22 protein-coding genes, 1 tRNA gene and 1 other RNA gene are annotated in these 25,715 nt (G+C 37.5%); 5 read left to right on the forward strand and 19 right to left on the reverse strand.

Annotation, left to right across the window (positions count from 1 at the left end):
* Nucleotides 1–167: 167 nt before the first annotated feature.
* Complete coding sequence (locus tag ACIQ38_RS10240; protein ID WP_402821881.1) at nucleotides 168–3,191, reverse strand: DEAD/DEAH box helicase; 3,024 nt, start codon at nucleotides 3,189–3,191, stop codon at nucleotides 168–170.
* 286 nt (nucleotides 3,192–3,477) lie between these two features.
* Between ACIQ38_RS10240 and ACIQ38_RS10245 the strand changes: the two genes are divergently transcribed.
* On the forward strand, nucleotides 3,478–4,635 hold the full coding sequence (locus ACIQ38_RS10245) for a site-specific integrase (protein WP_402821884.1): 1,158 nt from the start codon (nucleotides 3,478–3,480) through the stop codon (nucleotides 4,633–4,635).
* Between the two features lie 227 nt (nucleotides 4,636–4,862).
* Here the strand turns inward: ACIQ38_RS10245 and ssrA are convergent.
* The 5 genes from ssrA to secG form a co-directional block, all read right to left on the reverse strand.
* Nucleotides 4,863–5,216: a transfer-messenger RNA gene (gene ssrA, locus ACIQ38_RS10250) on the reverse strand.
* A 94-nt stretch (nucleotides 5,217–5,310) separates the two neighbouring features.
* A complete protein-coding gene (gene smpB / locus ACIQ38_RS10255; RefSeq protein ID WP_142540004.1) occupies nucleotides 5,311–5,781 on the reverse strand; it encodes an SsrA-binding protein SmpB in 471 nt (156 codons plus the stop codon).
* Nucleotides 5,782–5,827: 46 nt separating this feature from the next.
* A complete protein-coding gene (gene rnr / locus ACIQ38_RS10260; protein WP_402821888.1) occupies nucleotides 5,828–8,137 on the reverse strand; it encodes a ribonuclease R in 2,310 nt (769 codons plus the stop codon).
* Nucleotides 8,138–8,180: 43 nt separating this feature from the next.
* On the reverse strand, nucleotides 8,181–8,927 hold the full coding sequence (locus tag ACIQ38_RS10265) for an alpha/beta hydrolase (RefSeq protein WP_402821891.1): 747 nt from the start codon (nucleotides 8,925–8,927) through the stop codon (nucleotides 8,181–8,183).
* A gap of 95 nt (nucleotides 8,928–9,022) precedes the next feature.
* A complete protein-coding gene (gene secG, locus ACIQ38_RS10270; protein ID WP_402821895.1) occupies nucleotides 9,023–9,250 on the reverse strand; it encodes a preprotein translocase subunit SecG in 228 nt (75 codons plus the stop codon).
* Between the two features lie 337 nt (nucleotides 9,251–9,587).
* Here secG and ACIQ38_RS10275 point away from each other — a divergent pair, with 337 nt between their 5' ends.
* Nucleotides 9,588–11,126 carry a hypothetical protein gene (locus ACIQ38_RS10275; protein ID WP_402821898.1) on the forward strand — a complete coding sequence of 513 codons (1,539 nt, stop codon included), beginning with the start codon at nucleotides 9,588–9,590 and terminating at the stop codon, nucleotides 11,124–11,126.
* A 47-nt stretch (nucleotides 11,127–11,173) separates the two neighbouring features.
* Here the strand turns inward: ACIQ38_RS10275 and eno are convergent, their stop codons facing one another.
* The 7 genes from eno to ACIQ38_RS10310 all read right to left on the reverse strand — a co-directional run bounded on the left by eno (nucleotide 11,174) and on the right by ACIQ38_RS10310 (nucleotide 18,655).
* Complete coding sequence (gene eno / locus ACIQ38_RS10280) at nucleotides 11,174–12,469, reverse strand: phosphopyruvate hydratase (protein ID WP_402821901.1); 1,296 nt, start codon at nucleotides 12,467–12,469, stop codon at nucleotides 11,174–11,176.
* Between the two features lie 2 nt (nucleotides 12,470–12,471).
* Nucleotides 12,472–14,010, reverse strand: a complete 1,539-nt coding sequence (gene gpmI / locus ACIQ38_RS10285) for a 2,3-bisphosphoglycerate-independent phosphoglycerate mutase (protein WP_402821904.1) — start codon at nucleotides 14,008–14,010, stop codon at nucleotides 12,472–12,474.
* Entirely contained in the window at nucleotides 14,003–14,764 is a 762-nt protein-coding gene (gene tpiA, locus ACIQ38_RS10290; RefSeq protein ID WP_402821907.1) for a triose-phosphate isomerase, read from the reverse strand. The genes gpmI and tpiA overlap by 8 nt, the downstream gene beginning before the upstream one ends.
* A 15-nt stretch (nucleotides 14,765–14,779) precedes the next feature.
* Nucleotides 14,780–15,964, reverse strand: a complete 1,185-nt coding sequence (locus ACIQ38_RS10295; protein WP_402821910.1) for a phosphoglycerate kinase — start codon at nucleotides 15,962–15,964, stop codon at nucleotides 14,780–14,782.
* A 92-nt stretch (nucleotides 15,965–16,056) separates the two neighbouring features.
* Complete coding sequence (gap, locus tag ACIQ38_RS10300) at nucleotides 16,057–17,064, reverse strand: type I glyceraldehyde-3-phosphate dehydrogenase (RefSeq protein WP_402821913.1); 1,008 nt, start codon at nucleotides 17,062–17,064, stop codon at nucleotides 16,057–16,059.
* Nucleotides 17,065–17,076: 12 nt separating this feature from the next.
* Nucleotides 17,077–18,114, reverse strand: a complete 1,038-nt coding sequence (locus tag ACIQ38_RS10305; protein WP_402821916.1) for a sugar-binding transcriptional regulator — start codon at nucleotides 18,112–18,114, stop codon at nucleotides 17,077–17,079.
* Between the two features lie 307 nt (nucleotides 18,115–18,421).
* Complete coding sequence (locus ACIQ38_RS10310; RefSeq protein ID WP_402821919.1) at nucleotides 18,422–18,655, reverse strand: glutaredoxin family protein; 234 nt, start codon at nucleotides 18,653–18,655, stop codon at nucleotides 18,422–18,424.
* Between the two features lie 138 nt (nucleotides 18,656–18,793).
* Between ACIQ38_RS10310 and ACIQ38_RS10315 the strand changes: the two genes are divergently transcribed.
* Together ACIQ38_RS10315 and ACIQ38_RS10320 are read left to right on the forward strand one after the other, a co-directional pair.
* A complete protein-coding gene (locus ACIQ38_RS10315; RefSeq protein ID WP_402821922.1) occupies nucleotides 18,794–19,318 on the forward strand; it encodes an RNA polymerase sigma factor in 525 nt (174 codons plus the stop codon).
* Complete coding sequence (locus tag ACIQ38_RS10320) at nucleotides 19,293–20,441, forward strand: hypothetical protein (RefSeq protein WP_402821925.1); 1,149 nt, start codon at nucleotides 19,293–19,295, stop codon at nucleotides 20,439–20,441. Before ACIQ38_RS10315 ends, ACIQ38_RS10320 begins: the two co-directional genes overlap by 26 nt.
* A gap of 42 nt (nucleotides 20,442–20,483) precedes the next feature.
* On the opposite strand, the gene ACIQ38_RS10325 is transcribed toward ACIQ38_RS10320, so the two are convergent.
* The 4 genes from ACIQ38_RS10325 to ACIQ38_RS10340 all read right to left on the reverse strand — a co-directional run bounded on the left by ACIQ38_RS10325 (nucleotide 20,484) and on the right by ACIQ38_RS10340 (nucleotide 23,328).
* Nucleotides 20,484–21,308: a TPM domain-containing protein gene (locus ACIQ38_RS10325; RefSeq protein ID WP_402821928.1), complete on the reverse strand. Its 825-nt coding sequence runs from the start codon at nucleotides 21,306–21,308 to the stop codon at nucleotides 20,484–20,486.
* On the reverse strand, nucleotides 21,308–21,886 hold the full coding sequence (locus ACIQ38_RS10330; RefSeq protein WP_402821931.1) for a LemA family protein: 579 nt from the start codon (nucleotides 21,884–21,886) through the stop codon (nucleotides 21,308–21,310). The genes ACIQ38_RS10325 and ACIQ38_RS10330 overlap by 1 nt, the downstream gene beginning before the upstream one ends.
* A gap of 132 nt (nucleotides 21,887–22,018) precedes the next feature.
* Nucleotides 22,019–23,050 (reverse strand): AI-2E family transporter, encoded by a 1,032-nt coding sequence (locus ACIQ38_RS10335; RefSeq protein WP_402821933.1) that lies wholly within the window; start codon nucleotides 23,048–23,050, stop codon nucleotides 22,019–22,021.
* Nucleotides 23,051–23,256: 206 nt separating this feature from the next.
* A tRNA-Arg gene (locus tag ACIQ38_RS10340) sits at nucleotides 23,257–23,328 on the reverse strand.
* A 163-nt stretch (nucleotides 23,329–23,491) separates the two neighbouring features.
* On the opposite strand from ACIQ38_RS10340, the gene clpP reads away from it, so the two are divergent.
* Nucleotides 23,492–24,088, forward strand: coding sequence for an ATP-dependent Clp endopeptidase proteolytic subunit ClpP (gene clpP, locus ACIQ38_RS10345; protein ID WP_402821935.1), 597 nt, complete (start codon nucleotides 23,492–23,494; stop codon nucleotides 24,086–24,088).
* Between the two features lie 378 nt (nucleotides 24,089–24,466).
* Here the strand turns inward: clpP and ACIQ38_RS10350 are convergent, their stop codons facing one another.
* A complete protein-coding gene (locus tag ACIQ38_RS10350) occupies nucleotides 24,467–24,724 on the reverse strand; it encodes an HPr family phosphocarrier protein (RefSeq protein WP_402821937.1) in 258 nt (85 codons plus the stop codon).
* A 19-nt stretch (nucleotides 24,725–24,743) separates the two neighbouring features.
* The gene (whiA, locus tag ACIQ38_RS10355; RefSeq protein WP_402821940.1) at nucleotides 24,744–25,685 is read right to left on the reverse strand and encodes a DNA-binding protein WhiA; all 942 of its coding nucleotides are present in this window, start codon (nucleotides 25,683–25,685) and stop codon (nucleotides 24,744–24,746) included.
* Between the last annotated feature and the right edge of the window lie 30 nt (nucleotides 25,686–25,715).

The following is a 25,715-nucleotide window of genomic DNA, read 5'->3' on the forward strand; positions in this document are numbered from 1 at the left end:
CGATTGCAGAAGACAACCATAATTTTATTCTCACAAAATTGTAGAATAGCCCCAAAGTTAAAATGCTACGAACCAATCACAATATATAGTCATCCTCGAAAACCCTGCGTAAAGCAGAGAGCTTACAGTTAATCATCCCCTATTCAAGACCGCCTCATGGACCAAAGTTAATTACTAAAATAACATGTTAAACGTAAACCATAAGTATCTTTTAAGTATGCATCAGTTGCTAAGATAATTTGTTTCATTGAACTTGAAATTTTCGATATCGAGACCCCCGGTTGAACAATTGATATTTCAAATTCCGTTTCAAAACCAGATTTCACCATTTTTTTCAACGTATGTAGGGTTTGTATGTCCCCCTTCTCAAACCGTGTTTCGTCATGGCTTCTTTGTCTCATATTTTCTCGCTCTATCATTCTTTGAATAATTTCAAAGACATTATCATTCCACATAATTGATTTTTCGGCTTGACCACATACCTCATATAAGTCTAAAACCCTTGCACCGGGAAATTCTCCGTGTGAGTATTTGCAATGATACAGATGAAATACTAGTTTTCGATGTTCCATATCAATTTTAATTGAAACTACATCTGCAATTTCTCCCGATCCATCATCATCAAAAATAATATCTGATGTCTGATCTACAATGTTATGTATCGTAGCGTATTGAATTGAATCAATTTTTCTTTCTCTTCCTTGAGATTCAGCTTTAATATCTACTCCCAATCCATCCCAGTCAATAGTAAAGAAAGAGTCTGATGGCAATTCGATATTACTTTTTGGTTTGATAACTGTCTTTAAATTTTCTTGAACTACAGAAATTGTTCCATCACTTTTTATGAACGATATTTCCGGTGAATATTCGTACAGAAAATCAGTCATTTCATAAGTTTTATTACCAGATTTTACTCTTAGCTCTTCACCCTCGATTTGCTTAAAACTATAGGAGGTTTCAGTGATAATTTGCTCAAATATAAAATTTCTTGCATTTATCCAAAACTCAAAACGAAGATTCCCATTAACTATACAAGGATTCTTTAAATTTGCTTGAAAAAATGGATAATACTTTTGTTCTTTAGGCATATACAACTGTCTTGTTCGGGAGTTAGAAACTTCGATCAACTCCGGCAACAATATTTTATAAGGGACACCTTCTGGAAATTCTTTAATAGCTTCTAAAGTAAGAGAATTCTCTAAAATATTATTCGTATCAATAGTATTATCCAAAACTTTTTTGCCTACTTCCTGACACCAACTTGTCCAAAAGTTTATCCGTTCTACCCAGCGCATCCAGACCTTTCCTTTATACGAGCAACCAATACTAATGCGTCCTCCACCTTGATAACCATAACCGAATAAATTGGATTTTGTTGAACCTGACACAACTGCCTCACTAATTCCAGACTTAATATCAGTCCCAGCAAACATTCTAAAGCTAATCCTGCCACTAGGTTGTTGCTTTAATCCCAAAGTACCAATCATCAATCGATTAATCCCATCTAAGCTTCGATATATCGAATCCCCTTTAATTGCTAGTGCTTCCGGAAACATGTTTTCTACAAGTCGATTTCCTTTTCCAGGATCAGTTTCATTTATATGAATGATCCCATTCTCTTTATCAAAAAATAAAACAAAGAAGTCATAATCATATTTCACAATATCCTTTTGATCTGACCAGACTACTTTTGTTTCAATTTCCTCAATGAAGATATAAACAGAATCTACTTCATTTATTAATGGTGTAGTTCTATCCGGATTTAATACTAGTTTCCATCCGTCTTCGAAAGTTCTCTTTGAAGGATATTTAAACATTCGTGTACTTATTTTCATCTTTAGTTGTGATAAATCTATCTCCTTAACATGGCCTTTTTCAAACTTACTAATAAATTCACTGAGTTCTACTTCTTTATCAATAGCTTGATGTGAATGTATATTAAGAAGCTGATTCCAATCAGAATCTTGGCGATATAACTCTTCAATGGATTCCTTCAAATCATCCATTGCTACGTTTGTAATGAGCTTTGCGTTGCCCAAATTATTACCACTTGTTCGAGCAAATCGTCCAATGAATTGAAGGGTAATCGGAAGCGACTTATATTTATCGTGAATTGCTGCGATTTTAAGAGTTGGAATATCAATCCCTTCACCAAACATATCTACACATACAACAATTTTCGCTTTACCCGCTTTAACTTGATTTAAGTATTCATTTCTCCTCGCAGGTGGAATACCAGTGTGAATAACAACTGGATTATACTCTTTATATTGAGAGTATATTTTTTCATATAACTCATCAGCGCGTTTACGACTTTTCGCTCTCGCTAGAAGGATATGCTCATATCCTTCTACCAAATCTTCACCTAAATGTTGAATAGCAGTTTTGGCAATTTCTTCATCAGACTTTCGCTCATCAAATTCTTGTATTGGATAAAAGTCGATTGGTTTAAAATATCCAGCTTTCTGTGCCAATCCCAAACTATAATTAAAAATTATCTTACCATCAATTTTTTTGCCATCATTTCTAAATGGAGTGGCAGTAAATTGTAAAATCTTCTTTCCTAAAAGTTTTTCTTTCACTGTTCTCCAGTCAGGGGCGGCGAGATGATGTGCTTCGTCAAAGATTACAACTTCTACTTTTTCAATTAGTTTATCCCAAACAGATGTAGACATTTTTTTAATCATACCGGGGGTTGAAACAACTACATTAGCTTCCTCAATTGCATCAATCATAGTAATTTCATCCTTATCCTCTACTTTTGACTTATAAAGAAGTGTAGTTGGATAAATAACTTCATTCGAAACCATATCTAATTTCGAAAGTATACCGAAATGACTTGCACCTTCAAAGATTTGATCTCTTAATAGATTAGACGGTACAATGATTAGTGTTGAAGGTATTCTTTCAGAAATAATCGTAGCGTACATTGTTTCAGACTTTCCTGTTCCAGTAGGTAAAACTATTGTTGCTGGTGCATTTGATGTTGCCCAATGCGCACGTATTGCAGATAATGCTCCGAATTGAGGTATACGTAAACCGTTCTCGCCTTTGTTTCGGGATACCCTTTCCCGGTACGAACACTTCCAACTATTAATAATTTCTTCTCTACTGAAGGCTTTACCTTCAGCGTCTACATAGCGACTCAACTTATTTTCACGGCCAATTTTTGTGATAATATTTTTATTCATTACCCCTTAACCCACCCTTCTATTATAAAATCCAATTTTTCCTGATAACTCATTCCTCTAATTTATCCGTGTATTGAATACCAATATACACATCTTATCACAATAAGTTCCAATTCTTCAGAAACATTCAGTAAATTAATATCAATGTATTTACCATGATTTGTTGGAAATGCAGTAATCCATTCCCGCCTAACTCCTATTTGTTAAGACGTCTATAGTTGTATAGAATAAACATGTAGCGGTATCGCTACATCCTCTTGTCTCCGTAAGCTTCAGGAGGATACAGATGAGTAATAACACAATTAAAAGCTACAAGCTCAAAAACAACAATGAGACCCGCTTTATGTTTCAACTTTATATGGGTGTAGATCCGTTAACAGGAAAAGAGATGACGACAACACGACGTGGCTTTAAAACGAGGAAAGAAGCCCAAGATGCATTAGCAGAGTTAAAGGTACAAGTGAACAATGGAACGTATAAAAAACAAGCTGTAGAAACCTACGAAGATATTTATCACATTTGGATTGATCACTATGAAAACACAGTCCAAGACAGTACGTTTTTAAAAACTTCTCGTATTTTTAAAAATCATATTTTACCGGCAATGGGCGAATACAAAATCAACAAGATTGATGTGGTTGTGTGTCAAAAACACGTGGATCAATGGGCCAAGAAGTTAAAAAGGTTTAATATGGTTAAAGCGTATGCAGCGATGGTTATTACATTTGCTATAAGGCGGGGTTTGATTGATAAAAATCCTTTTGACCTTGTTGAAATCCCAATCCTGAAGAAAAGAATCTCTCTTGAGGAAGACGAAGAGGAAAACTTTTATACGCGAGAACAATTGATCGAGTTGCTGAATTGCTTTAAAAAGGAAAATAATTTACGACGCTATGCTTTCTTCCATTTACTCTCGTTTTCCGGTATGCGTAAGAGCGAGGGCTTTGGATTGATGTGGCGGGACATTGACTTCGTCAACAGTGAAATACGCATTAATAAAGCAGTTGCACGTGGTGAGCAAGGTCTTTACCTTGGACCAACTAAAAACGGATTACCACGCACGATAAAGATGGATGATACTACGATGAAACTGTTAAAGAGTTGGAAGAAGGAACAAGCAAAGAAATATTTAGAACGCGGTTTTAACACGTTGATAAAAAGTCAGCTTGTATTTCCAAATACAGAAAACGATTTGCACGAACCCAATAAAACATATCAATGGCTAAAACGTGTTTTAGATAAGTATCGGCTTGAACCTATAACGACACATGGATTACGTCATACGCATTGTTCTTTGTTATTTGAGGCGGGTGCGACAATTAAAGAAGTTCAGGTTCGTTTAGGACATAAAGACGTGAAAACAACATTGGATGTTTATGCACACGTTACGAAACAAGCAAAGGCAAGCACGATTGAAAAGTTCAATAACTACCTATCGAACTAAATTCGACTTTTGACTATGGTTTGATGAATTTTCGTTGATCATTCAATTTCACAAAGCCTGATTTCATCGATGTTTCGACCCTGTTTTTGACTATGGTTTTGACTATGGATTGACTATGTTTTGACTATATTTCGTTGAAATCCAATGAAATTGTATGACACTAAAAAACGCCACAAACCTTGATATGACAAGGTTTATGACGTTCAATGAAACTCCATGATATTCAACTATGGAGACGGCGGGATTTGAACCCGCGTCCAGAAACTCTAACACTTAAGCTTCTACGCGTGTATCTTGCCTATTTAGGTTTCGCGTAGCACTATGCCGACAAGCGGGCGTCATGTACGCTAACTTGGAAATCTCTTGCTGACAGCTCAAGTGGCACTGCCAACCGTATCCCACTAAGAGTGAGCTCTACCTAGCCACATGGGCGATGGATAGATAAAGCAGATCCGAGCTTACGCTGCGAATGCTAAGTTGTTGTTTGTTTTGCCTGTTATTATAAAGTCCGTTTTTGCGGAGCCGAGCCTCCGACGCGCAACTCAAGCTCAGACTATCCCTGTCGAATCCATAACGTCCCCGTTTATGGAATAATGTAAGCTTTGTTACATAGCTAACTATACATCAAAAATGGTCAATTTTCAAGTGATACATCTTACCAATAATGGAGAGTCCTTATTGATTGCGCTCTTTGAACGCTCTTTCCATATCGCGCTTGGCTTCTTTTTTCTTCAAGACATCTCGTTTGTCGTAGTCTTTCTTCCCTTTACCTAGGCCGATTAATACTTTTGCATAGCCATTTTTCACATACATTTTTAACGGAACGATTGTGTAGCCTTCTCGTTTTGTTTCACCGATTAATGTATTGATCTGTTTTTTATGTAAAAGTAGTTTTCGAGATCGTAATGGGTCATGGTTGAAGCGATTTCCTTGCTCGTACGGGCTAATATGCATATTGGAAATCCATGCTTCGTTATTACGGATGCGTACGAAGGCATCTTTTAGTTGGACTTTTCCGTTACGGATGGATTTTATTTCGGTCCCTTGCAATACAATGCCTGCTTCGATTGTTTCTTCGATAAAGTAATCATGGCTTGCTTTTTTGTTTTGTGCCAGCACTTTATCGTCATGCTTCTTTGCTGCCATCTCATTCACCTCTTTAAAGCTTACGAGGAGCGACTAAGCGCTCCTTTTATTTTTTCTTCTTTGGTCGTTTACGACGTTGCGATTTTTTGGCAACGGATTCGTAAAATTTCTTTTTCTGTTTTACTTCTTTTTTCGGGCCTGGTTGAGAGGAACTTCTTCTTCCTGCGCCTTCTTTTTTCTTTGCATGAATTACTTTTGGTGCTTCTTTTCTCGTTCGATGGAATGCTTTTTTCATGCCGACGATTTCAAAATCGATCGCTGATTCTTCTGGTTTTACTTCGGATACACGAACCGTTACTTCATCACCGATTCGGAATTGCTTGCCTGAACGTTCACCGATCATGATCATTTGGCGATCATCAAATCGATAATAATCATCTGTCATATTCGTGACGTGCACAAGTCCTTCAATTGTATTTGGCAGCTCGACGAACATACCGAAGTTTGTAACAGAGCTAATAATACCTTCGAATTCTTCACCGATTTTATCGGACATATATTGAGCTTTTTTCAGCGCATCCGTATCGCGTTCTGCATCTACTGCGCGGCGTTCACGTTTCGATGTGTGCTCGGCGATATCATCGATGATTGCTCCCCAATGATTAATGGTTGCTGAGCTTACATCTCCATTTACTAAGTACGTTCGGATTAGTCGATGAACGATTAAATCGGGATAACGTCGAATTGGAGATGTGAAATGCGTATAGAACTCAGTAGATAAACCAAAATGTCCTAAACATTCCCCATAATATTTTGCTTGTTGTAGAGAGCGTAATAGCATGGTAGAAATAACAGGTTCTTCCGGCATACCTTCAATATTTTCAATAATTTCTTGTAGTGCTTTCGGATGTACTTCATTGCCCGTTCCTTTAACAACAAGACCAAAATTCGTTAGGAATGCGAAAAAGCGTTGTAGTTTTTCTGGCTTTGGATCTTCGTGAATACGATAAATAAATGGGACGTCCATCCATTTAAAATGCTCTGCTACTGTTTCATTGGCAACAAGCATAAATTCTTCGATTAGACGTTCTGCAACTGTACGTTCGCGTGTTGCAATATCTGTTGGCCAGCCGTCTTCATCTACAAGAATTTTTGCTTCTTGGAAGTCAAAGTCGATTGCTCCACGTTCTTGACGCTTTTCTCTTAAAATCGCAGCAAGTTCACCCATCAGTTCAAACATTGGCACTAAAGGCTCGTAACGCTCCATTAACGCTGCATCTTTTTCTTCTAATATTTTAAATACATCGTGGTAAGTCATACGTTCAGTTGTCCGAATCACACTTTGGAAAATTTCATGAGATACGACCGTACCAGACCCGTTAATGATCATCTCACAAGATAATGTTAAACGATCTACTTGCGGGTTCAATGAGCAAATCCCGTTTGATAGACGGTGTGGAATCATCGGAATAACACGGTCTGCTAAGTACACACTCGTACCGCGGTCATACGCTTCGCGATCAATCGGGGAACCTTCTGTCACATAATGACTAACGTCCGCAATATGTACGCCTAGTTTATATGTACCGTCCGGTAGCTTCGTTACAGTAACCGCATCATCTAAATCTTTTGCATCTGCTCCATCAATTGTGACGATTACTTCCTCTCGCAAATCTCTGCGATTCTCCAAATCTTTTTCATCAATTTCATCTGGAACTGCTTCTGCTTGGTTAACCACTTCTTGTGGGAAGTCGATTGTAATGCCGTGCTTATAAATAATGGATAAAATATCGACACCTGGATCATTTTTATGTCCAAGAATTTTCGTTACCATTCCTGTTGCAGATTTTCTTTCATTTGGCCATTCCGTAATTTCTACGACTACTTTATGCCCTTCAATGGCACCTAATGTATCACCTTTTGCGATAAATACGTCCATTGGCACTTTTTTATCGTCAGGGATAACAAAGCCAAACCCTCGATTGTCTTGGAACGTTCCGACAACTTGAGTAATGCCTCTTTGTGTAATTTTAATAATGGAACCTTCACTACGGTCACCATGTGATTCACGGGACACACGAACAAGCACTTTGTCTCCGTTCACTGCTCCATTCACTTCCGTCGGTGGGATAAAAATATCATCCATCCCATCTTCTTCTGGTGCAACGAAGCCGAATCCTTTGGCATGGCCGATAAATTTCCCAACTACTAAATTCATTCGAGCTGGTGTACCATAACGATTGGATCTTGAGCGTACAACGAGTCCTTCTTCTTCCATTTGAACAAGAGTTTTGACGAATTCTTTAAAGTCTTCTGCATCTTCTAATGCAAAATGGTCCTCTAATTCTTTTGTTGTTAATGGTTTATATTCTTCTGTTTGCATTAATTCTAATAATTTTTCTTTCATATTTTCCATGTAATCATCCCTCCTTTTTCAGCGTGTGCACATTTGGACTGTTTTACACATTCCAATCAAGCGACTCTAAAAAGTTTAATATATCTTCATGTAATTGTTCTTTTTCCGGACCAAGTGTAATGACATGGCCGGAGTTTTCATACCAATTTAGTTGTTTCTCCAATGATTCTGCTTGTTCAAAAATGGTATTTGCCGAATTTATATCAATGACCGTATCTTTCTTGCCTTGGGTGACAAGTAGTGGTGCGTATATATGATCGACATGATCACGCACATTGTAGACAAACTCTCTTAGTTCCGACAGCGTCTCCATGGGCATTTTTCGAATTGCTTCTACTTCTTCTTCTATTTGCGCTTCTGTTTTTCCTTCATACTTCTTATATTCTTTGGCGTATTTTAATACTCCTTCGAACATAACGTCTGTTGTCTTCATCGTCATCGGAGAGCACATCGTGACAATTCCCTTCACAGGAACTGTATACCCTAATTTGAGTGAAAATACTCCTCCCAGTGAAAGTCCAGCTACGGCAATTTCTTCATAGCCTTCCGCTTTTAAACGGTCATAGCCACGCATGACATCTTTCCACCAGTCTTTTGGACCGGTTTCTAGCAACTCTTCCGGCGGTACGCCATGTCCTTTATAGTGCGGCGCAAGTGATGTGTATCCGTTTTTCTCTAAGAAACGACCAAGCATGCGAACGTCCGATGAATTCCCTGTAAACCCATGCAGCAATAGAACAGCACGTTTTCCAGCCTCAAAGAAAAATGGTTTTGGTGTTGAAATTTTCATAATAAATACCTCCAATCAACTACACAACTATTATATGTAAAAGAAAACGCCTAACCAAGCAGATGTCGGTCAGGCGGTTCGGTTAGAATCAATTATTAAAATCTTGTAATAGCAATTGTCAAAATAAAAAATAACACTGCAAGTACAACCGTTATTCTATGTAACACAAGGTCCATGCCTCGAGCTTTTTGTTTTCCAAAAAGTTGTTCAGCTCCACCAGAGATGGCTCCTGAGAGACCTGCACTTTTCCCCGATTGTAACAATACAACAACGATTAATGCGAGCGATACAATGACAAGTAAAATCATAAGTAACGTATGCATTTGTTCCACCTCCTGATAAAACGTTCACAACATAAGTAATTTTACCAAAAAGTGTGCGAACATACAACTCTTTAAGAAAATTAATCTATCTGGCACTTCCATTTTACTGGGCATTCTAACTAAGTAACTCCAGATTCCAACTAAACAGCCCGAATTTCCAACTAACGATTTTCCATCTCAAAAAGTGTGCAAACATACAACAATCTAGCATAAATATCATACACTTAACTTGTATCTTTCCTACTTACATTTATTAAATAAAGGAATTAGCCTAGGTTATATCGAATTTAAAGATATTAGAAAGCAATGAAATTTGAACTAAAAAGGAAGGCTTACGTTGAAAAATAAACTAATCATCATCTGTACACTAATCGTATTATGCTTATTTGGATTCCAGTATTGGATTTCCCTACAAATTCAAACGGAACTTCCATCCGAGCAGTGGAGTCGGTCTTTTCCGGTAGACACAATTGAAAGTAATTTCTCCAAATTGCAAAGCGTACCAACAGAAAATGGCTATACAATAAGTATGAAGAATTTCAAAAAGCAAATAGTGCTATCTTGTAATATGGATTTGGATTGCGAAGAGAAACGGACAATAGACGCGTTTAATACATATGCAAACAGTTGGAACGATGATACAAATTCTTATTATATAAAGGATAATGCGCTGATTCATTGGAGTAGCTCAGACGGAGAAAAAACAATTGCTCCAAACGTATTAGATTTTGCTAAGACAGAAGATAGGATAGTATATTGGACCGATGATCAAAAAATCATCGTTTTAAACAGTCCTTTTTCTGCCGAAGACCGCCATTACAATATGAGCGAGCCTGTGGAATTTGTTCAAATTTTTGAGGACCAAATCTTTGTTGTAACAAAAAATGAAAAAACTAGTCTATTTACTTTATATAACTTATCTGATGAGTCGAATCAACTTTTTCAATTTGAGATAAATGCAACAGAGATTCTTTCCTCGATGCAAATTATCCAACAATCAGCTACTAATTACTTTTTGCTATTAGATAAAAAAGTATCCGCTGGCGGGACGAGTACACAGAATATCGAAATGGCATCATTCGATCTTTCCGTGGATCAATCACCTATTTTTAACAAATTATCCTTTGTTGAGGGTCAAACAGCTCTGTTATTAAAACATATTCAGGCTCCGACTATTTTCCCGGGAAAACAAGGACCAATCATCACGTTTTCCTCCACGTTCACTGATTCTTCTGGAGAAAAAGTTACGAAAGTTTTTGTAGGTGATTTTTCTGAAACGACCATTCAAGCTCATGCAGTTACGAAATCAGAAGGTCGATATGAACGGCCTATTCTTTTGAATGAGCAAACTGTAGCTTATTTAAAAATGAGCGGTGCAAATCGATCTCTTGCCTATTCATCTGCTGATGAATTAAAAGTACAAGCTAGCAGCGGGATTATGAAGGGAGATTATAAAGCGGCATTATACAAACTAATTGAAAAGCTGTTCTATGGATTTATTCTTATCCTTTTATCATTTGTTTGGATCGTCACTGCTTTAATCTTAACCTATGTCACTTTACTCATTTTGCTGAAGAGGAAACATGCTCATTCCCATACCATTGCATTTTTTGTACATATAGTTGCATTACCTGTGATTCAAATTTATTTTTTATTTAACTTCACTTCTATCGAAAATCTCATATCCCATATTCCCTTTATAACGGAAAATTGGCATTTTGTGATTTTATTGCTGCTCTCAAGCATTCTTTCCACTGTACCTATCTATATACTTCGTGAAAAGGTATCGGAAGATAATTTTAATGTATTTGTCGTTTATACAACCTTTATGAACTTAACCGTTTTATTTTTCTTAATTGGACCTTATTTGTTTTAACTGAAAAAAGCTACTTAACAACAAGTGTCGTTAAGTAGCTTTTTTAATCATTTTTTTAAGTTATAAAAAGTATCTTTTCCTAAGTATTGAGCTGTTGTATCTAGTTGGTCTTCAATACGTAGTAATTGGTTGTATTTTGCTACGCGGTCTGAACGAGATGGTGCACCCGTTTTAATTTGACCAGCGTTTGTAGCAACTGCGATATCTGCAATTGTTACGTCTTCTGATTCGCCCGAACGGTGAGAAATAACTGCTGTATAACCAGCACGTTTGGCCATTTCGATTGCATCAAAAGTTTCTGTTAAAGTACCAATTTGGTTTACTTTCACAAGAATCGAGTTTCCAACGCCTTGTTCAATTCCTTGTGCTAATTTTTTCGTATTTGTAACGAATAAGTCGTCTCCAACTAATTGAACTTTTTTACCTAAACGTTCTGTCAGTAATTTATGACCTGCCCAGTCGTTTTCGTCTAAACCGTCTTCAATAGAAACGATTGGGTATTTTTCGCAAAGCTCTTCATACCAAGCTACCATTTCTTCTGAAGTTTTTACTACACCTTCACCAGCTAAATGATATTTTCCGTCTTCTTTGTTGAATAATTCAGAAGAGGCAACGTCCATTGCTAGAAGTACTTCTTCACCTGGTTTGTAACCAGCTTTTTCAATAGCAGTCATGATCGTAGAAAGTGCTTCTTCGTTCGATTTCAAGTTCGGTGCAAATCCACCTTCGTCTCCAACTGCTGTGTTTAATCCTGCTTCTTTTAAAACTGCTTTTAAGCTATGGAAAATTTCAGCTCCCATGCGTAATGCATGACGGAATGATTCTGCTCCAACCGGCATAACCATGAATTCTTGAATGTCTACGTTATTGTCTGCGTGTTCCCCACCGTTAACAATGTTCATCATTGGAACTGGTAGTTGTTTTGCATTGAATCCGCCCAGGTATTGATACAAAGGAATATCTAAATAGTCAGCTGCAGCATGTGCTACGGCAATCGATACACCTAAAATTGCATTTGCACCTAGGTTTCCTTTATTTTCTGTACCATCTAATTCAATCATCGCTTGGTCAATTCCTACTTGGTCAAGAACCGAAAAGTTCTCTTCTAATTCTGCAGCAATGATATTATTTACGTTATCAACTGCTTTTAAAACACCTTTCCCTAGGTATCTTTCTTTGTCACCATCACGAAGTTCTACTGCTTCATATTCACCAGTAGATGCGCCAGATGGAACGATTGCACGACCAAATGCTCCGCTATCTGTAAAAACCTCTACTTCTACTGTTGGATTCCCGCGTGAATCTAATACTTCACGAGCTTGTAAATGTGTAATAATTGGCATTTTTAACTCTCCGTTTCGATTAGTGTTTTACCTGTCATTTCAGGTGGTGTTTCTATCCCTAACAAGTGTAACATGGTTGGTGCTAAATCGGCTAAAATTCCGTCAGAACGAAGCGAAATTTCTTTTTGTGTGACAATAACTGGCACTGGATTTGTTGTATGTGCAGTCATTGGTTGCCCTTCTAGTGTTGTTACTTCGTCTGAATTTCCGTGGTCTGCTGTAATAATAGCTTTTCCACCTTTTGCTAAAATAGCATCTACTACTTTTCCTAAGCATTCATCCACTGTTTCAATTGCCTTAATGGTTGGTTCGAGCATTCCACTATGACCAACCATATCTGGGTTGGCAAAGTTTAAAATGATAGCGTCGAACTTATCATTGGCAATTTCCTTTAGAAGCGCGTCTGTTACTTCATATGCGCTCATTTCTGGTTGCAAATCATAAGTTGCCACTTTAGGAGAATTGATCAAAATTCGTTGTTCTCCAGGGAATGGTTCCTCACGACTTCCACTCATAAAAAATGTTACATGCGGATATTTTTCCGTTTCCGCAATACGCAGCTGAGTTTTACCGCGCTTGGAGAGTACCTCACCTATCGTGTTATTTAAGTTTCCTTTTTCAAATACCACATCTGAAACAACATCGTCGCTATAGTGGGTAAATGTTACAAACTTCAAATTCGTTGGATGCTTTTCACTTAGTGCAAAACTGTCAAATGTAGGAGTATTCAAGGCCATCGATAATTGAATAGCACGATCTGGACGGAAATTAAAGAAGATAACCGCATCTCCAGAATCGATTGTTACTGCCGGCTTTGCATTTTCTTCAATGACAAAAGGCAATACAAATTCATCCGTCACATCTTCTTCGTAAGACTTCAAAATACCAGCTGTTGCAGATTCTGCAGTTCTTCCTATACCGTCTACAAGTGCTCGGTAAGCAAGTTCAACACGTTCCCAACGACGGTCACGGTCCATGGCATAATAGCGGCCACTGATGGAAGCAAATTTTCCAACCCCGATTTCTTTCATTTGCTTTTCCGTTTCTTCGACAAAGCCAACAGCCGTTTGAGGTCCTACATCTCGCCCGTCTAAAAAGCCATGAACGAATACGTCTTGTAGCCCTTGCTCCTTTGCTAGCTTCAATAAAGCAAATAAATGCGTGTAGTGACTGTGGACGCCACCATCAGATAGTAGCCCCATCAAATGCAACTTGCCACCCGTTTGTTTTACATGCTCAATTGCAGCTAAAAGCTTAGGCTCTATAAAGAATTCGCCTTCTCGAATAGACTTATGAATACGCGTTAAGTTTTGATAGACAATTCTTCCCGCTCCGATATTCATATGCCCAACTTCGGAGTTTCCCATTTGTCCTTCCGGTAATCCTACTGCTTCACCAGATGCGATCAATGTAGCATTGGCAAAGTCTTTCCAATAGCGATCATAATTTGGTTTATTTGCTTGTGCGACCGCATTTCCGAATGCTTCATGGCGCAGTCCGAATCCATCTAAAATGATTAAGGCTACTGGACTTTTAGGCATTTTGTCCAGCCTCCAATAATTTTACGAAAGAATCTACTTGTAAACTTGCTCCCCCTACTAGAGCTCCATCGATATGCTCTTTTGAAAGCAATTCTTCAATATTTTCCGGTTTTACACTTCCGCCATATTGAATGCGCACTTTGCTTGCAACTTCTTCTCCAAATCCATCGAGAATTGTTTCACGAATCGCTTGGCATACATCATTTGCATCGTCAGCAGTTGCTGTTTTCCCAGTTCCGATCGCCCAAATTGGCTCATAAGCGATAACGGAGTTTTCCACATTTTCTTCCGATAGTCCTTCTAATGCTGCCATTACTTGTGCAGATACAATATTTACTGTTTCATTTTGCTCGCGCTCTTCTAATGTTTCGCCTACGCAAATAATCGGAGTTAAGTTATTTTCAAAAGCCGCTTGTACTTTTTTCTGAACAGATTCATCTGTTTCATTGAAATATTGGCGTCTTTCGGAATGTCCGATAACGACATAGTTAACTCCTAAATCTTGCAATTGGTGGCCGCTTACTTCTCCAGTAAATGCCCCTTCTTTTTCTTCATGCATTGTTTGAGCACCGATCCCGATAAAAGAATCTTTCGCTACTTGCACCAATTGATCTAAAAATAGCGCCGGTGCACAAATAACCGCATCCACTTTGCTGCTATCTACTTGTTTTTCTTTTAGCTCTTGAGCAAAATCTTTCGCTTCTGAAAGTGTTTTATACATTTTCCAATTTCCTGCAATAATAGGTTTACGCATATACATTCTCCTCCATTACTTATCGTTTAAAGCAGATACGCCTGGTAAGTCTTTGCCTTCCATAAACTCAAGAGAAGCTCCTCCACCAGTAGAAATATGGTCCATTTTATTGGCAACATCGAATTTCTCTACTGCAGCAGCTGAATCTCCACCGCCGATAATTGTATATCCAGCCGTTTCAGCCATTGCTTCTGCAACACCTTTTGTTCCATTTGCAAAAGCTTCCATTTCAAATACACCCATTGGGCCATTCCAAATGATGAGCTTACTATTTTTAATAACATCCGCATATAGTGCAGCTGTTTTCGGTCCGATATCTAACCCCATCCAGTCAGATGGAATTTGGTCGATATCCACCACTTTTGTGTTGGCATCTTTTGAAAACCCATCTGCTACGACAACATCTACTGGTAAATAGAAAGAAACACCTTTTTCTTTCGCTTTCTCAATAAATCCTTTCGCTAACTCGATTTTGTCTTCTTCTAAAAGAGAAGTACCGATATCATTTCCTTGTGCTTTCGTAAATGTATACGATAATCCTCCACCGATTAAAATATTATCTACTTTATCTAATAAATGATCGATTACACCAATTTTATCTTTTACTTTTGCCCCACCGATAATAGCAGTAAATGGACGTTCTGGATTGGATAATGCTTTACCTAATACATCTAACTCTTTTTCCATTAATAATCCCGATACAGCTGGTAATAATTTCGCAATACCTTCTGTCGTTGCATGGGCGCGGTGTGCAGCACCAAATGCATCATTGACATATACATCTGCAAGAGAAGCAAATGCTTTTGCAAGCTCCGCATCATTTTTTTCTTCTCCCGCATGGAAACGGACATTTTCTAGTAAAATAACGTCGCCATCTGTCATTGCAGAAACAGCTTCTTCCACTGCTTGTCCGATGGATTCATCTAATTTTTTTACAGGCTTATTCAAAAGTGTCGCTAAATGCTCTCCTACTTTTGTCAAACGTAGCTCTTCTTTTACTTCCCCTTTTGGGCGTCCCATATGACTAGCTAAAATTACTTTCGCCCCTTGTTCGATTAAATAGTTAATCGTCGGTAATGCTGCACGGATGCGAGTATCATCTGTAATTGCTCCGTCTTCCATTGGTACGTTAAAGTCTACTCGACAAAACACACGCTTTCCTTGTAAAGTTACATCGCTTAATGATTGTTTTTCCTTCATGGAATAAGCCCCCTTGTTATGTATAAAAAAGGAGCGAGGGGTAACCCTTGCTCCTTTTACCCTCTTATATTATAGAGGTTCTTCCTTACAAATTAAAGTCCGCGCTCAGCCATCAGTAATGCAAGGTCGATACAACGAGCAGAGTAACCTGATTCGTTATCATACCAAGATAATACTTTCACCATATTATCTCCAAGCACCATTGTAGAAAGTCCATCTACTGTTGATGAAGCAGTGTTTCCATTATAGTCAATTGAAACTAATGGAAGTTCGCTAAATGCCAAAATGCCTTTTAATTCATTTTCAGCTGCTTCTTTTAATACGTTATTAATTTCGTCTACTGTTACTTCTTTGTCTAGCTCCGCAACAAAGTCTACTAATGAAACATTTGGTGTTGGTACGCGGATTGCCATACCGTCTAATTTTCCTTTTAGTTGAGGAAGCACTTTCGCTACAGCTGAAGCTGCTCCTGTTGTCGTTGGAATCATAGATTCTGCCGCTGCACGAGCACGACGGTAATCACTATGTGGTAAATCTAAAATACGTTGGTCATTTGTGTATGAGTGAACAGTCGTCATCATTCCACGTTTAATACCAAATTTATCAGATAACACTTTTGCAAGTGGTGATAGACAGTTTGTTGTACAAGAAGCATTTGACACGATATGATCTGTTGTTGGATCGTATTTGTCTTCATTTACTCCCATTACAAATGTAGCCATATCATCTTTTGCTGGAGCAGATAAAATAACTTTTTTCGCTCCTGCTTCAATATGTTTGCCAGCTTTTTCTTTCGTGCTGAAAATTCCAGTAGATTCGATAACGATATCGATTTCTAGCTCTTTCCAAGGAAGTGCAGCTGGGTCTTTCTCTGCAAGAACTCGAATATTTTTCCCATTAACCACTAAGTATTCGCCTTCTGAAGATACTTTTGCATCTAAAATTCCGTGTACGGAGTCATATTTAAGTAGATGTGCAAGCATTGCTGCATCTGTTAAGTCATTGATCGCTACTACTTCTATATCATTTTTTAATAATGCTTCTCTAAATACTTTACGTCCAATACGTCCAAATCCATTAATCGCTAATTTTACTGTCATGTTAAATTCCTCCTAATTGGTTTCTGTGATGATTTTCATCATTTCATTTGCCGCACCTTCATCTGTTACTAGCACAGTTTGCTTCGGTGCTTGTTTAAAGTAAGACAATAATGCTTTTGCTTTTTTTGCACCACCAGCAACTGCAAGTAAATGCTCTATATGTTGTAACTGTTTTAACTGAATACCAATTGTTCGAATGCGGTGAACTGCTTCGCCTTGTTCATTAAAATAATAGCCGAATGCTTCACTGACCGAGCCTGCTTCTTTTAAGCGCTCGATTTCTTGCTCGTTTGTATTTCTTCTACGAGCCATTTCTTCCGCGTCGCCAATGCCATGAATGACAATATTGGTTCTTTCGTATAGATCCATCATTTCTTGAATGAAAGGCTCTTTCTTCATCGTAGTGTACGCTTCTTCACTTAAACTATCCGGCATATATAAGGTTCGGTATGTTCCATTCATTTTCCCCGCAAAAAGGGAAGCAATCGTATTTGCTTGAAAGGAAACATCTTTTCCGACTCCACCTCGAGCAGCGATAAACAGTAACTGTTTCCACTTCGTTGTTTCTTGTACAAAATTTGTTATGGAAGCAATCGTAGAACCACCTGTAACCGCGACTATTTTTTCGTCTGTTAATATACTTTCCAAATACTTGGCTGCTTCTTGTGATAAAAGCATGGCCGTATTTGTATTAGTATCTACATTTCCAGGTACAATAATTACTTCTTTAATGTGTAAATGTTTTTCTAGTTGTTGTTCCAGTTGTAATCTTCCTGACCACACTCTTACAACTTCTTTTAAGTCAATTAATAATTGTGTTCCTTTAGGAGTTATTGCTCCGCCGTCTCTTGAAATATCGATTAAACCTTGGTTTCTCAAAGTATCTAACTCTTTTCGAGTATCTCTTTCTGACAACCCTAATTGTTCCCCTAAAACTCGCCTGCCAATCCCTTTCGTCAGCTGAATTGTTTGAAGTATTCGATACCTCTTTTGTAACAACTCACTCATTTCCGGTATTAGCTTTAGCTGAGCAGTGAGCAATGATTCCATATTTCACTTCCTCATTGGTTATGACGTTTTTGTCCCACTTAGTCAAAAAATGTCCCACTTAGTTAAAAAAAAAGTGAATTTCTATAAATCATCATATAATAGAATATGCAATTCCGCAACTGAAGTGTATTACTTTTTGTCTTTTTTGTGAATAAAGGTGTGGATTTTGCGATTTTGGGCTTGGATCTTGCGATTTCGGACTGCTATTTTGCGATTCTGAGCGGGGATCTTGCGATTCGTAGGTCGTATTTTGCGATTCTGGCTATCTATCTTGCGATTCCCAAAAACTTCAAAAAATTCTGGAGCATCATCTAAGTAATGCATCCAGAATTGTTGGGTAATCTATTTGACCAAATTGAATAATTTTCCCTTCCAACTCAATGACTGGAATCATCAACATATATTTTTCATGAAGTACCTCATCTTCTTCAATATTTACTTCCTTTATTTCAAATGAAACATCTTCTTGGACAAGTTTCAACATAAGTCTAGCATCATCACATAAATGACAGCCGGGTCTTGTATAGAAATAAACTTCCATTACATACCATCCTTCCAAAAAATTATTGATTCATTTTTATTATAGTCCTTTTAAATTTCTTATTCCTTATAAAGGTTACAATTAAAGTGATACTTTTTATTCGATGCTTCGTCTATAGCCATAAGGGGAGGTCAAAAGATGGGAATGGAAGAGCTTTACAAAGAGCATAGCGATAGAATTTACAACTATATATACTTACTTGTCCGTCATAAAGAATGTGCCGAAGATCTTACACAAGAAACTTTTTATAAAGCATATAAAGGTCTAGATTCTTTTAATAAACAGGCCTCTACTGCCACTTGGCTATTAAAAATAGCACGTAATGTAACCTATGACTATTTTCGAAGGAAAAGAGTTATTCAATTTTTCACTTTTGATAAAGAACATGATTTAGAAATAAACGCAATGTCACCAGAGAGCCGATTTGAACAAAAAGAACAGCTCGCTAAAATGTATGACGCCTTAAGTAAATTAAAAAAAGACTACCAGGAAGTGTTGCTCCTGCGCAAAATACAGGAATGTTCCATCAAAGAAACAGCCTATATACTCGGCTGGACGGAAGCAAAAGTAAAGATGAAAATGACAAGAGCACTTGTAGCACTCAAAAAGGAATTTCATCAGGAAGGAGGCCATACAAATGGAACCATCAAACGAATTCGATGAGCTTTTTGAAGAAATGAAAGACGTCCAGCGCTCCGAAAAAGCAAAGAATAACACTTGGATAGCCTTAAAGGATAGAATGGTAAAAAAGAGAAAACGTCCTATATTTCCTGCTTTTATTTCATTAGCAATCATTGCAATTGCCTCTTTTCTATTCTTTACTTTTGCTAATCCTTTGGAGTCAGAGAAATCAGCTAAACCACTTTCTAATGCAGAAGTTATTAGAGCAGTATTAGAGAGGGAATACAACGGACCAGACAAGGAGCTCATACGTTTAAAAAATGATTGGTTCAACCTCCAAAGTAACACAGATACAAAGAGCCAAGAAGAGTATGATCAACTGCTGCAATCAAAGGAATACAAAGATTATATAGATTATTATTATACTGCTTTCGGTGAATACTTTACGGAGGATGAGTTGAAACATGTGATTTCTTCCGTTTTGGTGTTCAAGTATAATCATTATTTAGAGGATACAGATTTAGAAATGCATTTAGAAAACGTGGACATTAAACAGGAGAAAGATTATCCGAATATTTATCGATCTATAATAGAGGTATCCTTAACAAACAGCCAAGGACAGAAAATTTATCATACAATACGAGAAGAATTTATCTTTTCTACAACAGAACCCGGAAAAATAGGAAGGTATAATATGATTAAAGATGGTGAAGACATAGGGCTTCGAGAGAAAATAGCTAGTTTTAAAGCATATGTCGGGGATGTAAGAACACCATCGATTGACGTTTCTTTCGACACACTTTGCTTCAATGGGCGCATGGCCGATCAACAAGGTAAAGTAGAATTTGAGTCGGGATGTACATCCAATACAAAACAAATTAAAGCCATCATGAACAAAATTAACCTTCTTCCCATTAAAGAAACAACTGAGCAAGAGACCAATGAAAGGGCTGAACTGCTCCCTCAGATTGAAAATTATCAGATATACCTAACAAACGATGTGGATCAAGAAACGACTTTGTATACTATTACATTATACGAAGATGGAATTTTGGTGTTCGCTCCCGATTCTAACCTTGGAATTGCTGGTGACATCACTACAGAACCGCATGTTTTCTTATATGAGGAGCTCAAGCTGATGCTTGATGAATTTGCGGACAATTAATAACAGAAAAAAGCCCTCGAAAGGGCTTTTTTCATTAATGGATTACCACTTGCGTCCTGCTCCACCGCCTCCGGAGCTACCTCCGCCAAATCCTCCGAAACCACCGCCCGAACTTCTTCCGCTTCCGCCTCCGAAGCCGCCAAAGCCACCTCCGAAACTTCCTGGTCCATACATTCTCGTTCTCGGGCGTCCTCCACCAGATCCTGGTCTCCCACCGCCGCCACCACGACCACCAGACATCATCGTGTAAATGAGATAAATAACAACGATGATGATAATGATCGTAGAAAACGAGAAGCCGCCATCTGATGCATTAGGATCTTTCGGTTCTACTAGTTCTCCGTCCCAGCCGTATTCTGTTGCAACTTCATTGTATAGCACTTGATATGTGGAAAGAACCGCGTCATCGACAGAACCCTGTTCTAAAAAAGGCAACGTATATTCATCAATTATTCGCCCAATTTTTCCATCAGGCAAAGCACCTTCAAGACCTTGACCTACTGTAATATATACGTCGCGTTGACCTTGCTTTGTAGGATCTGTTTCAATTACAAGCAACACACCATTATTCTTTTTTGGATCACCAATTCCCCACTCTCGTATGACATCCACGCTAAACTGATTAACATTCTGTCCATTTAAAGAGTTGATAATCATTACAACAATTTGTGCGCCTGTTGCGTCATCCAATTGTTTGCCTAATTGTTCTACTTGTTGCTTAGTCGACTCAGATAAAAAGCCTTCATAATCTTGCACATATGATTCTCCAGGTATCTGCTTTGGTATATCTGAAGCAGCCATAGCTACTATTGGGATGGAAACAAATATAAGTAGCGCAGCTATAAGCAAACGCGCAACTTTACTCATTACTCCCCATCTCCTTCAAAGTCCACTACTGGGGCATCCTGTGCAGCTGCGTCCGCTTTGAAATATTCTTTTTCATCAAAACCAAAAATAGAAGCAACAATACTTCCAGGCATACGTTTTACTTTTTTGTTGTAACCAGCAACTACTGCATTATAGTCTTGTCTTGCTACTGATAAACGATTTTCCGTCCCAGCAAGCTCATCCATTAATTGTTTGAAGTTCGCATCCGCTTTTAATTCTGGATAATTTTCTACAACTACTAATAATCTGCTTAAAGCGCCGGATAATTGATCATTTGCTGCTGCTTGTTCTTCCGGCGTATTCGCACCCGCTAAGTTGGAACGCGCATCCGCGATGTTACTAAGTACTTCTTTTTCATGCGATGCGAAACCTTTTACTGTATTCACTAAGTTTGGAATTAAATCTAAACGACGTTGCAACTGATTTTCCACTTGGGCATAAGCACTATTCACGTCTTCTTCGCCATTCACAAAACCGTTATAACTCGGTATTAATATTGCTGCAAAAATCGCTATAATCACAATGATTATTACTAACGGTCCTAAAACTTTTTTCATCCTATTCACCTCTAACTAAGTATATTGTTAATGTACCTTAAAATTGAAAATATAAAACATACTATGTATACGTGAAAAAGAATAATTGGTTTCAAAAACACCCTTTCCAATTAGAAAAGGGTGTTTTTCAATCTATTTTTTTCGATCAGGTGGGTGACTTATCGTTTCTTTATTCGTTACTTCCAGTACATCGAGCAAGAAAACGAAAATCGGAATTCCGACGATTAATCCCCATACACCAAAAAAGCTTTCCGAAAATATGAGCACGATAAAGGTATAAAAAACGGGTAAATCTGTTTTGGAAGACATCAGCTTTGGATTCAAAATATATGCTTCGATCGCATGAATAATCATTATTGCTAGCAGGACATAAAATACTTTCAGCAACCCTCCGATTGTAAAAGCAATTAAAGCTAGCGGAATAAGCGATATAATTACCCCAGCTACTGGAATAAGGCCTAAAAAGAATATCAAAATTGCCAACCCGAATATTTGTGGGAATCCTAAAATACTTAATGCAATAACAGTCAAAATAGTATTGACTATAGCAATTATAAATTGGGCTTCAATTACTTTACCAAAAGTGCGAGTAAACTTAGATGCAAAATATTCAACCTCAAAATAAAAAGGGGCAATCTTGCTATGTTTAAACTTGCTTGTAAACTCTTTTAACCTAGGTTTTTCTAACAAGAAAAACAGACTCAAAATTAAAGCGATAATAACTTGAACACTTATTTTACTAATACCCGTAAAATATTTTAGTAAGAAAGAAAAACCGTTTTCTAAATAAGCAGCAAGCTGATTTTTAGAAATAATCATTTCTATATAACCAATTAACACATTTTCCTGTGGCTCTGTATAAAAAGCAGTAATTTGCTTAGCAAGTTGACTGATTTGCACGGTGATGATAGGCAAGTATTTCACGATACCTAAGGTCAATAGCCCGACAATAAGTGCATACATAATGATAACAAGGGTTTTCCGGTTTAATCGTATGTATCTGACTACAAATTCTATAAGACGATCCATCAAAAATGTGAAAATAAAGGTCAATAAGATTAAGTTGATCATACTCCTCATGCAATAGAGTATGAAAACAATTAAAGCAAAAATTAAAACTCTTTTTACTCCTTTTCTTTGAAAAAATTCCGTTACAACGTCCATATACCGCAAAACTCCCTATTCACTTTTTCGAATTCAAATGCCAAGATAATGCCTTTTTCTTTTATTATCACTTTATATTATGGAGATAACAAGCGAAAAGTTCTGCTCGATTCATTTAGACATCAAAAAAACACGCCGAAACGTTACAATAGCGTTTTAGCGTGTTTTCCCCTATAATTCCAGTTTAATACTGAATTACTTTATAACGCCCTCGGAGGGAATCGAACCCCCATCCCAAGAACCGGAATCTTGTGTCATATCCATTAAACTACGAGGGCAAGCGACTAATCTATTATACAAATGATTTGTAAATAATTCAACCTAACTTTTCAATGCTTAATATTTGACCTTCCTTGACCATAATGTGTATGATAAAGTTACAACTGAGATATACTTTTCAGTAATCAACTTACAACACCACCTTTGAAGGAGGCAAACAGGATGAATTTAATTCCTACAGTAATCGAACAAACAAATCGTGGGGAACGCGCATATGATATTTACTCACGATTATTAAAAGACCGTATTATTATGCTTGGAAGTGGCATTGATGACAATGTTGCGAACTCAATCGTTGCCCAACTTCTATTTTTAGAAGCTGAAGACCCAGACAAAGATATTTCTATCTACATCAACAGCCCGGGTGGAAGCATCACAGCAGGTATGGCAATTTACGATACAATGCAGTTCATCAAACCAGATGTACAAACAATTTGTATCGGTATGGCAGCTTCTATGGGAGCATTCCTACTTACAGCTGGAACAAAAGGAAAACGTTATGCACTTCCGAACGCAGAAGTAATGATTCACCAACCACTTGGTGGAGCTCAAGGGCAAGCAACGGAAATCGAAATTGCTGCTAAACGCATTTTATTCTTACGCGATAAATTGAATACGATTATTTCGGAACGTACTGGTCAACCAATTGAAGTAATTGCTAGAGATACTGATCGCGATAACTTCATGACTGCTGAACGTGCAAAAGAATATGGTTTAATCGACCACATTATCGAACGCAGCGAAATGAAAAAATCATAATAAAAAAATCGTACCCAAGGATGCCTTATTTTCCTTGGGTATTTTTGTGTGGGAAATATTTTAGTCGAGACATTAAGCGTCGTGTATGCGGCAAAGTATCAGCTCTTTTACCTGGAGACTGACGTCAATTTATAAACGCGCAACATTGAACTGTATATGCGCAACGTTTCCCTTCAAACGCGCAACATTCTTGGCCATTTGCGCAACGTTTACAAAAACGAGTTGCTGTCATCCTCGTCTCATTCCAAGTAAAGAGCTGTTTTATGAATTAGTTGCTTTTACTGACCGATTGGTTGCCCTAAGCCATTTACTGGCATCTAAGTAATAAAAAGAGCCATCCCTAAGTCCAAGTTGACCAAATGGGATAGCCCTTTCTTTTTATTCTTCATTGGAAATGAATTTTGCTAATGTTTCTACTGCTTCTTCTTCGTCGGAACCTTCTGCACTTAGGTTGACAGTAATGCCTTTACTTATTGCTAAGCTCATGATGCCCATAATACTTTTAGCGTTTACTTTTTTCTCATCTTTTTCTAAGTATACATCCGCGATATAGCGGTTTGCCTCTTGCACGAACAATGCTGCTTGTCTTGCTTGTAATCCTGCGGGTAATTTCACTTCGACTTGTTTCTCTGTCATTAAAATACGCTCCATTTCACTAAATTGTTTCGCCTCTACGAAGTGCATCTGCGATTTCATCTATTTTTCGTAACCGATGATTAATACCAGATTTGCTAACATTTCCAGTAGAAACCATTTCACCTAACTCTTTTAACGTGACATCTTGATATTCTACACGTAAACGTGCGATTTCCCGTAGTTTCTCCGGTAATTGGTCTAGACCAATTGAACTTTCTATATATCGTATATTCTCAACTTGACGAATAGCTGCACTAATCGTCTTATTTAGATTAGCCGTTTCACAGTTAACTAAACGATTTACGCTATTTCGCATATCTCGGATAATCCGGACGTCTTCGAATTTTAATAATGCACTATGAGCACCGGCGATACTTAGAAAATCAGAAATCTTTTCTGCTTCCTTTAAATAGGCAACAAAGCCTTTTTTCCGCTCAATTGTTTTTGCATTTAACTCAAATCCATTCATCAATTCTACTAGTGCATCACTATGTGTTTTGTATAATGAATAAATTTCTAAATGATAAGAAGACGTTTCCGGATTATTTACAGAACCTCCTGCTAAAAAAGCACCTCTTAAATAAGCACGTTTACAGCAATTCTTTTTCACTAGTTCTTTTGAGATAGAATATTCAAATTGAAAATGATCTTTCAGTATTTGTAAATCTTCTAGCAACTCTTTTGACCCTTCACGGATACGACAAATATATATATTATTTTTTTTCAATCTCATTTTTTTACGAACGAGCAATTCTACTTGATACGGATAGAATGATTTGATCAATGTGTACAATCTTCTCGCGATTGCCGCATTTTCAGTTTGCACATCTAAACTAAGTGACTTATTGCTAAATGAAAGCGAGCCGTTCATTCGAATAAGTGCCGATAATTCGGCTTTGGCACAACATGGTTTGGACTCTTCTTGCGTCATTTCTTTTTTCGTTTCAGAAGCAAACGACATAATCCGTTTCCCCCTTCCTTGCTAATGATT

It is taken from the genome of Psychrobacillus sp. NPDC096389 (assembly GCF_044762855.1).
GTDB lineage: Bacteria > Bacillota > Bacilli > Bacillales_A > Planococcaceae > Psychrobacillus.

Bases quoted from the DNA above. Each gene is read 5' to 3' on its own strand.
- ACIQ38_RS10240 (WP_402821881.1), bottom strand. From the start codon at position 3,191: ATGAATAAAAATATTATCACAAAAATTGGCCGTGAAAATAAGTTGAGT.
- ACIQ38_RS10245 (WP_402821884.1), top strand. From the start codon at position 3,478: ATGAGTAATAACACAATTAAAAGCTACAAGCTCAAAAACAACAATGAG.
- smpB (WP_142540004.1), bottom strand. From the start codon at position 5,781: ATGGCAGCAAAGAAGCATGACGATAAAGTGCTGGCACAAAACAAAAAA.
- rnr (WP_402821888.1), bottom strand. From the start codon at position 8,137: ATGGAAAATATGAAAGAAAAATTATTAGAATTAATGCAAACAGAAGAA.
- ACIQ38_RS10265 (WP_402821891.1), bottom strand. From the start codon at position 8,927: ATGAAAATTTCAACACCAAAACCATTTTTCTTTGAGGCTGGAAAACGT.
- secG (WP_402821895.1), bottom strand. From the start codon at position 9,250: ATGCATACGTTACTTATGATTTTACTTGTCATTGTATCGCTCGCATTA.
- eno (WP_402821901.1), bottom strand. From the start codon at position 12,469: ATGCCAATTATTACACATTTACAAGCTCGTGAAGTATTAGATTCACGC.
- gpmI (WP_402821904.1), bottom strand. From the start codon at position 14,010: ATGCCTAAAAGTCCAGTAGCCTTAATCATTTTAGATGGATTCGGACTG.
- tpiA (WP_402821907.1), bottom strand. From the start codon at position 14,764: ATGCGTAAACCTATTATTGCAGGAAATTGGAAAATGTATAAAACACTT.
- ACIQ38_RS10295 (WP_402821910.1), bottom strand. From the start codon at position 15,964: ATGAAGGAAAAACAATCATTAAGCGATGTAACTTTACAAGGAAAGCGT.
- gap (WP_402821913.1), bottom strand. From the start codon at position 17,064: ATGACAGTAAAATTAGCGATTAATGGATTTGGACGTATTGGACGTAAA.
- ACIQ38_RS10305 (WP_402821916.1), bottom strand. From the start codon at position 18,114: ATGGAATCATTGCTCACTGCTCAGCTAAAGCTAATACCGGAAATGAGT.
- ACIQ38_RS10310 (WP_402821919.1), bottom strand. From the start codon at position 18,655: ATGGAAGTTTATTTCTATACAAGACCCGGCTGTCATTTATGTGATGAT.
- ACIQ38_RS10315 (WP_402821922.1), top strand. From the start codon at position 18,794: ATGGGAATGGAAGAGCTTTACAAAGAGCATAGCGATAGAATTTACAAC.
- ACIQ38_RS10320 (WP_402821925.1), top strand. From the start codon at position 19,293: ATGGAACCATCAAACGAATTCGATGAGCTTTTTGAAGAAATGAAAGAC.
- ACIQ38_RS10325 (WP_402821928.1), bottom strand. From the start codon at position 21,308: ATGAGTAAAGTTGCGCGTTTGCTTATAGCTGCGCTACTTATATTTGTT.
- ACIQ38_RS10330 (WP_402821931.1), bottom strand. From the start codon at position 21,886: ATGAAAAAAGTTTTAGGACCGTTAGTAATAATCATTGTGATTATAGCG.
- ACIQ38_RS10335 (WP_402821933.1), bottom strand. From the start codon at position 23,050: ATGGACGTTGTAACGGAATTTTTTCAAAGAAAAGGAGTAAAAAGAGTT.
- clpP (WP_402821935.1), top strand. From the start codon at position 23,492: ATGAATTTAATTCCTACAGTAATCGAACAAACAAATCGTGGGGAACGC.
- ACIQ38_RS10350 (WP_402821937.1), bottom strand. From the start codon at position 24,724: ATGACAGAGAAACAAGTCGAAGTGAAATTACCCGCAGGATTACAAGCA.
- whiA (WP_402821940.1), bottom strand. From the start codon at position 25,685: ATGTCGTTTGCTTCTGAAACGAAAAAAGAAATGACGCAAGAAGAGTCC.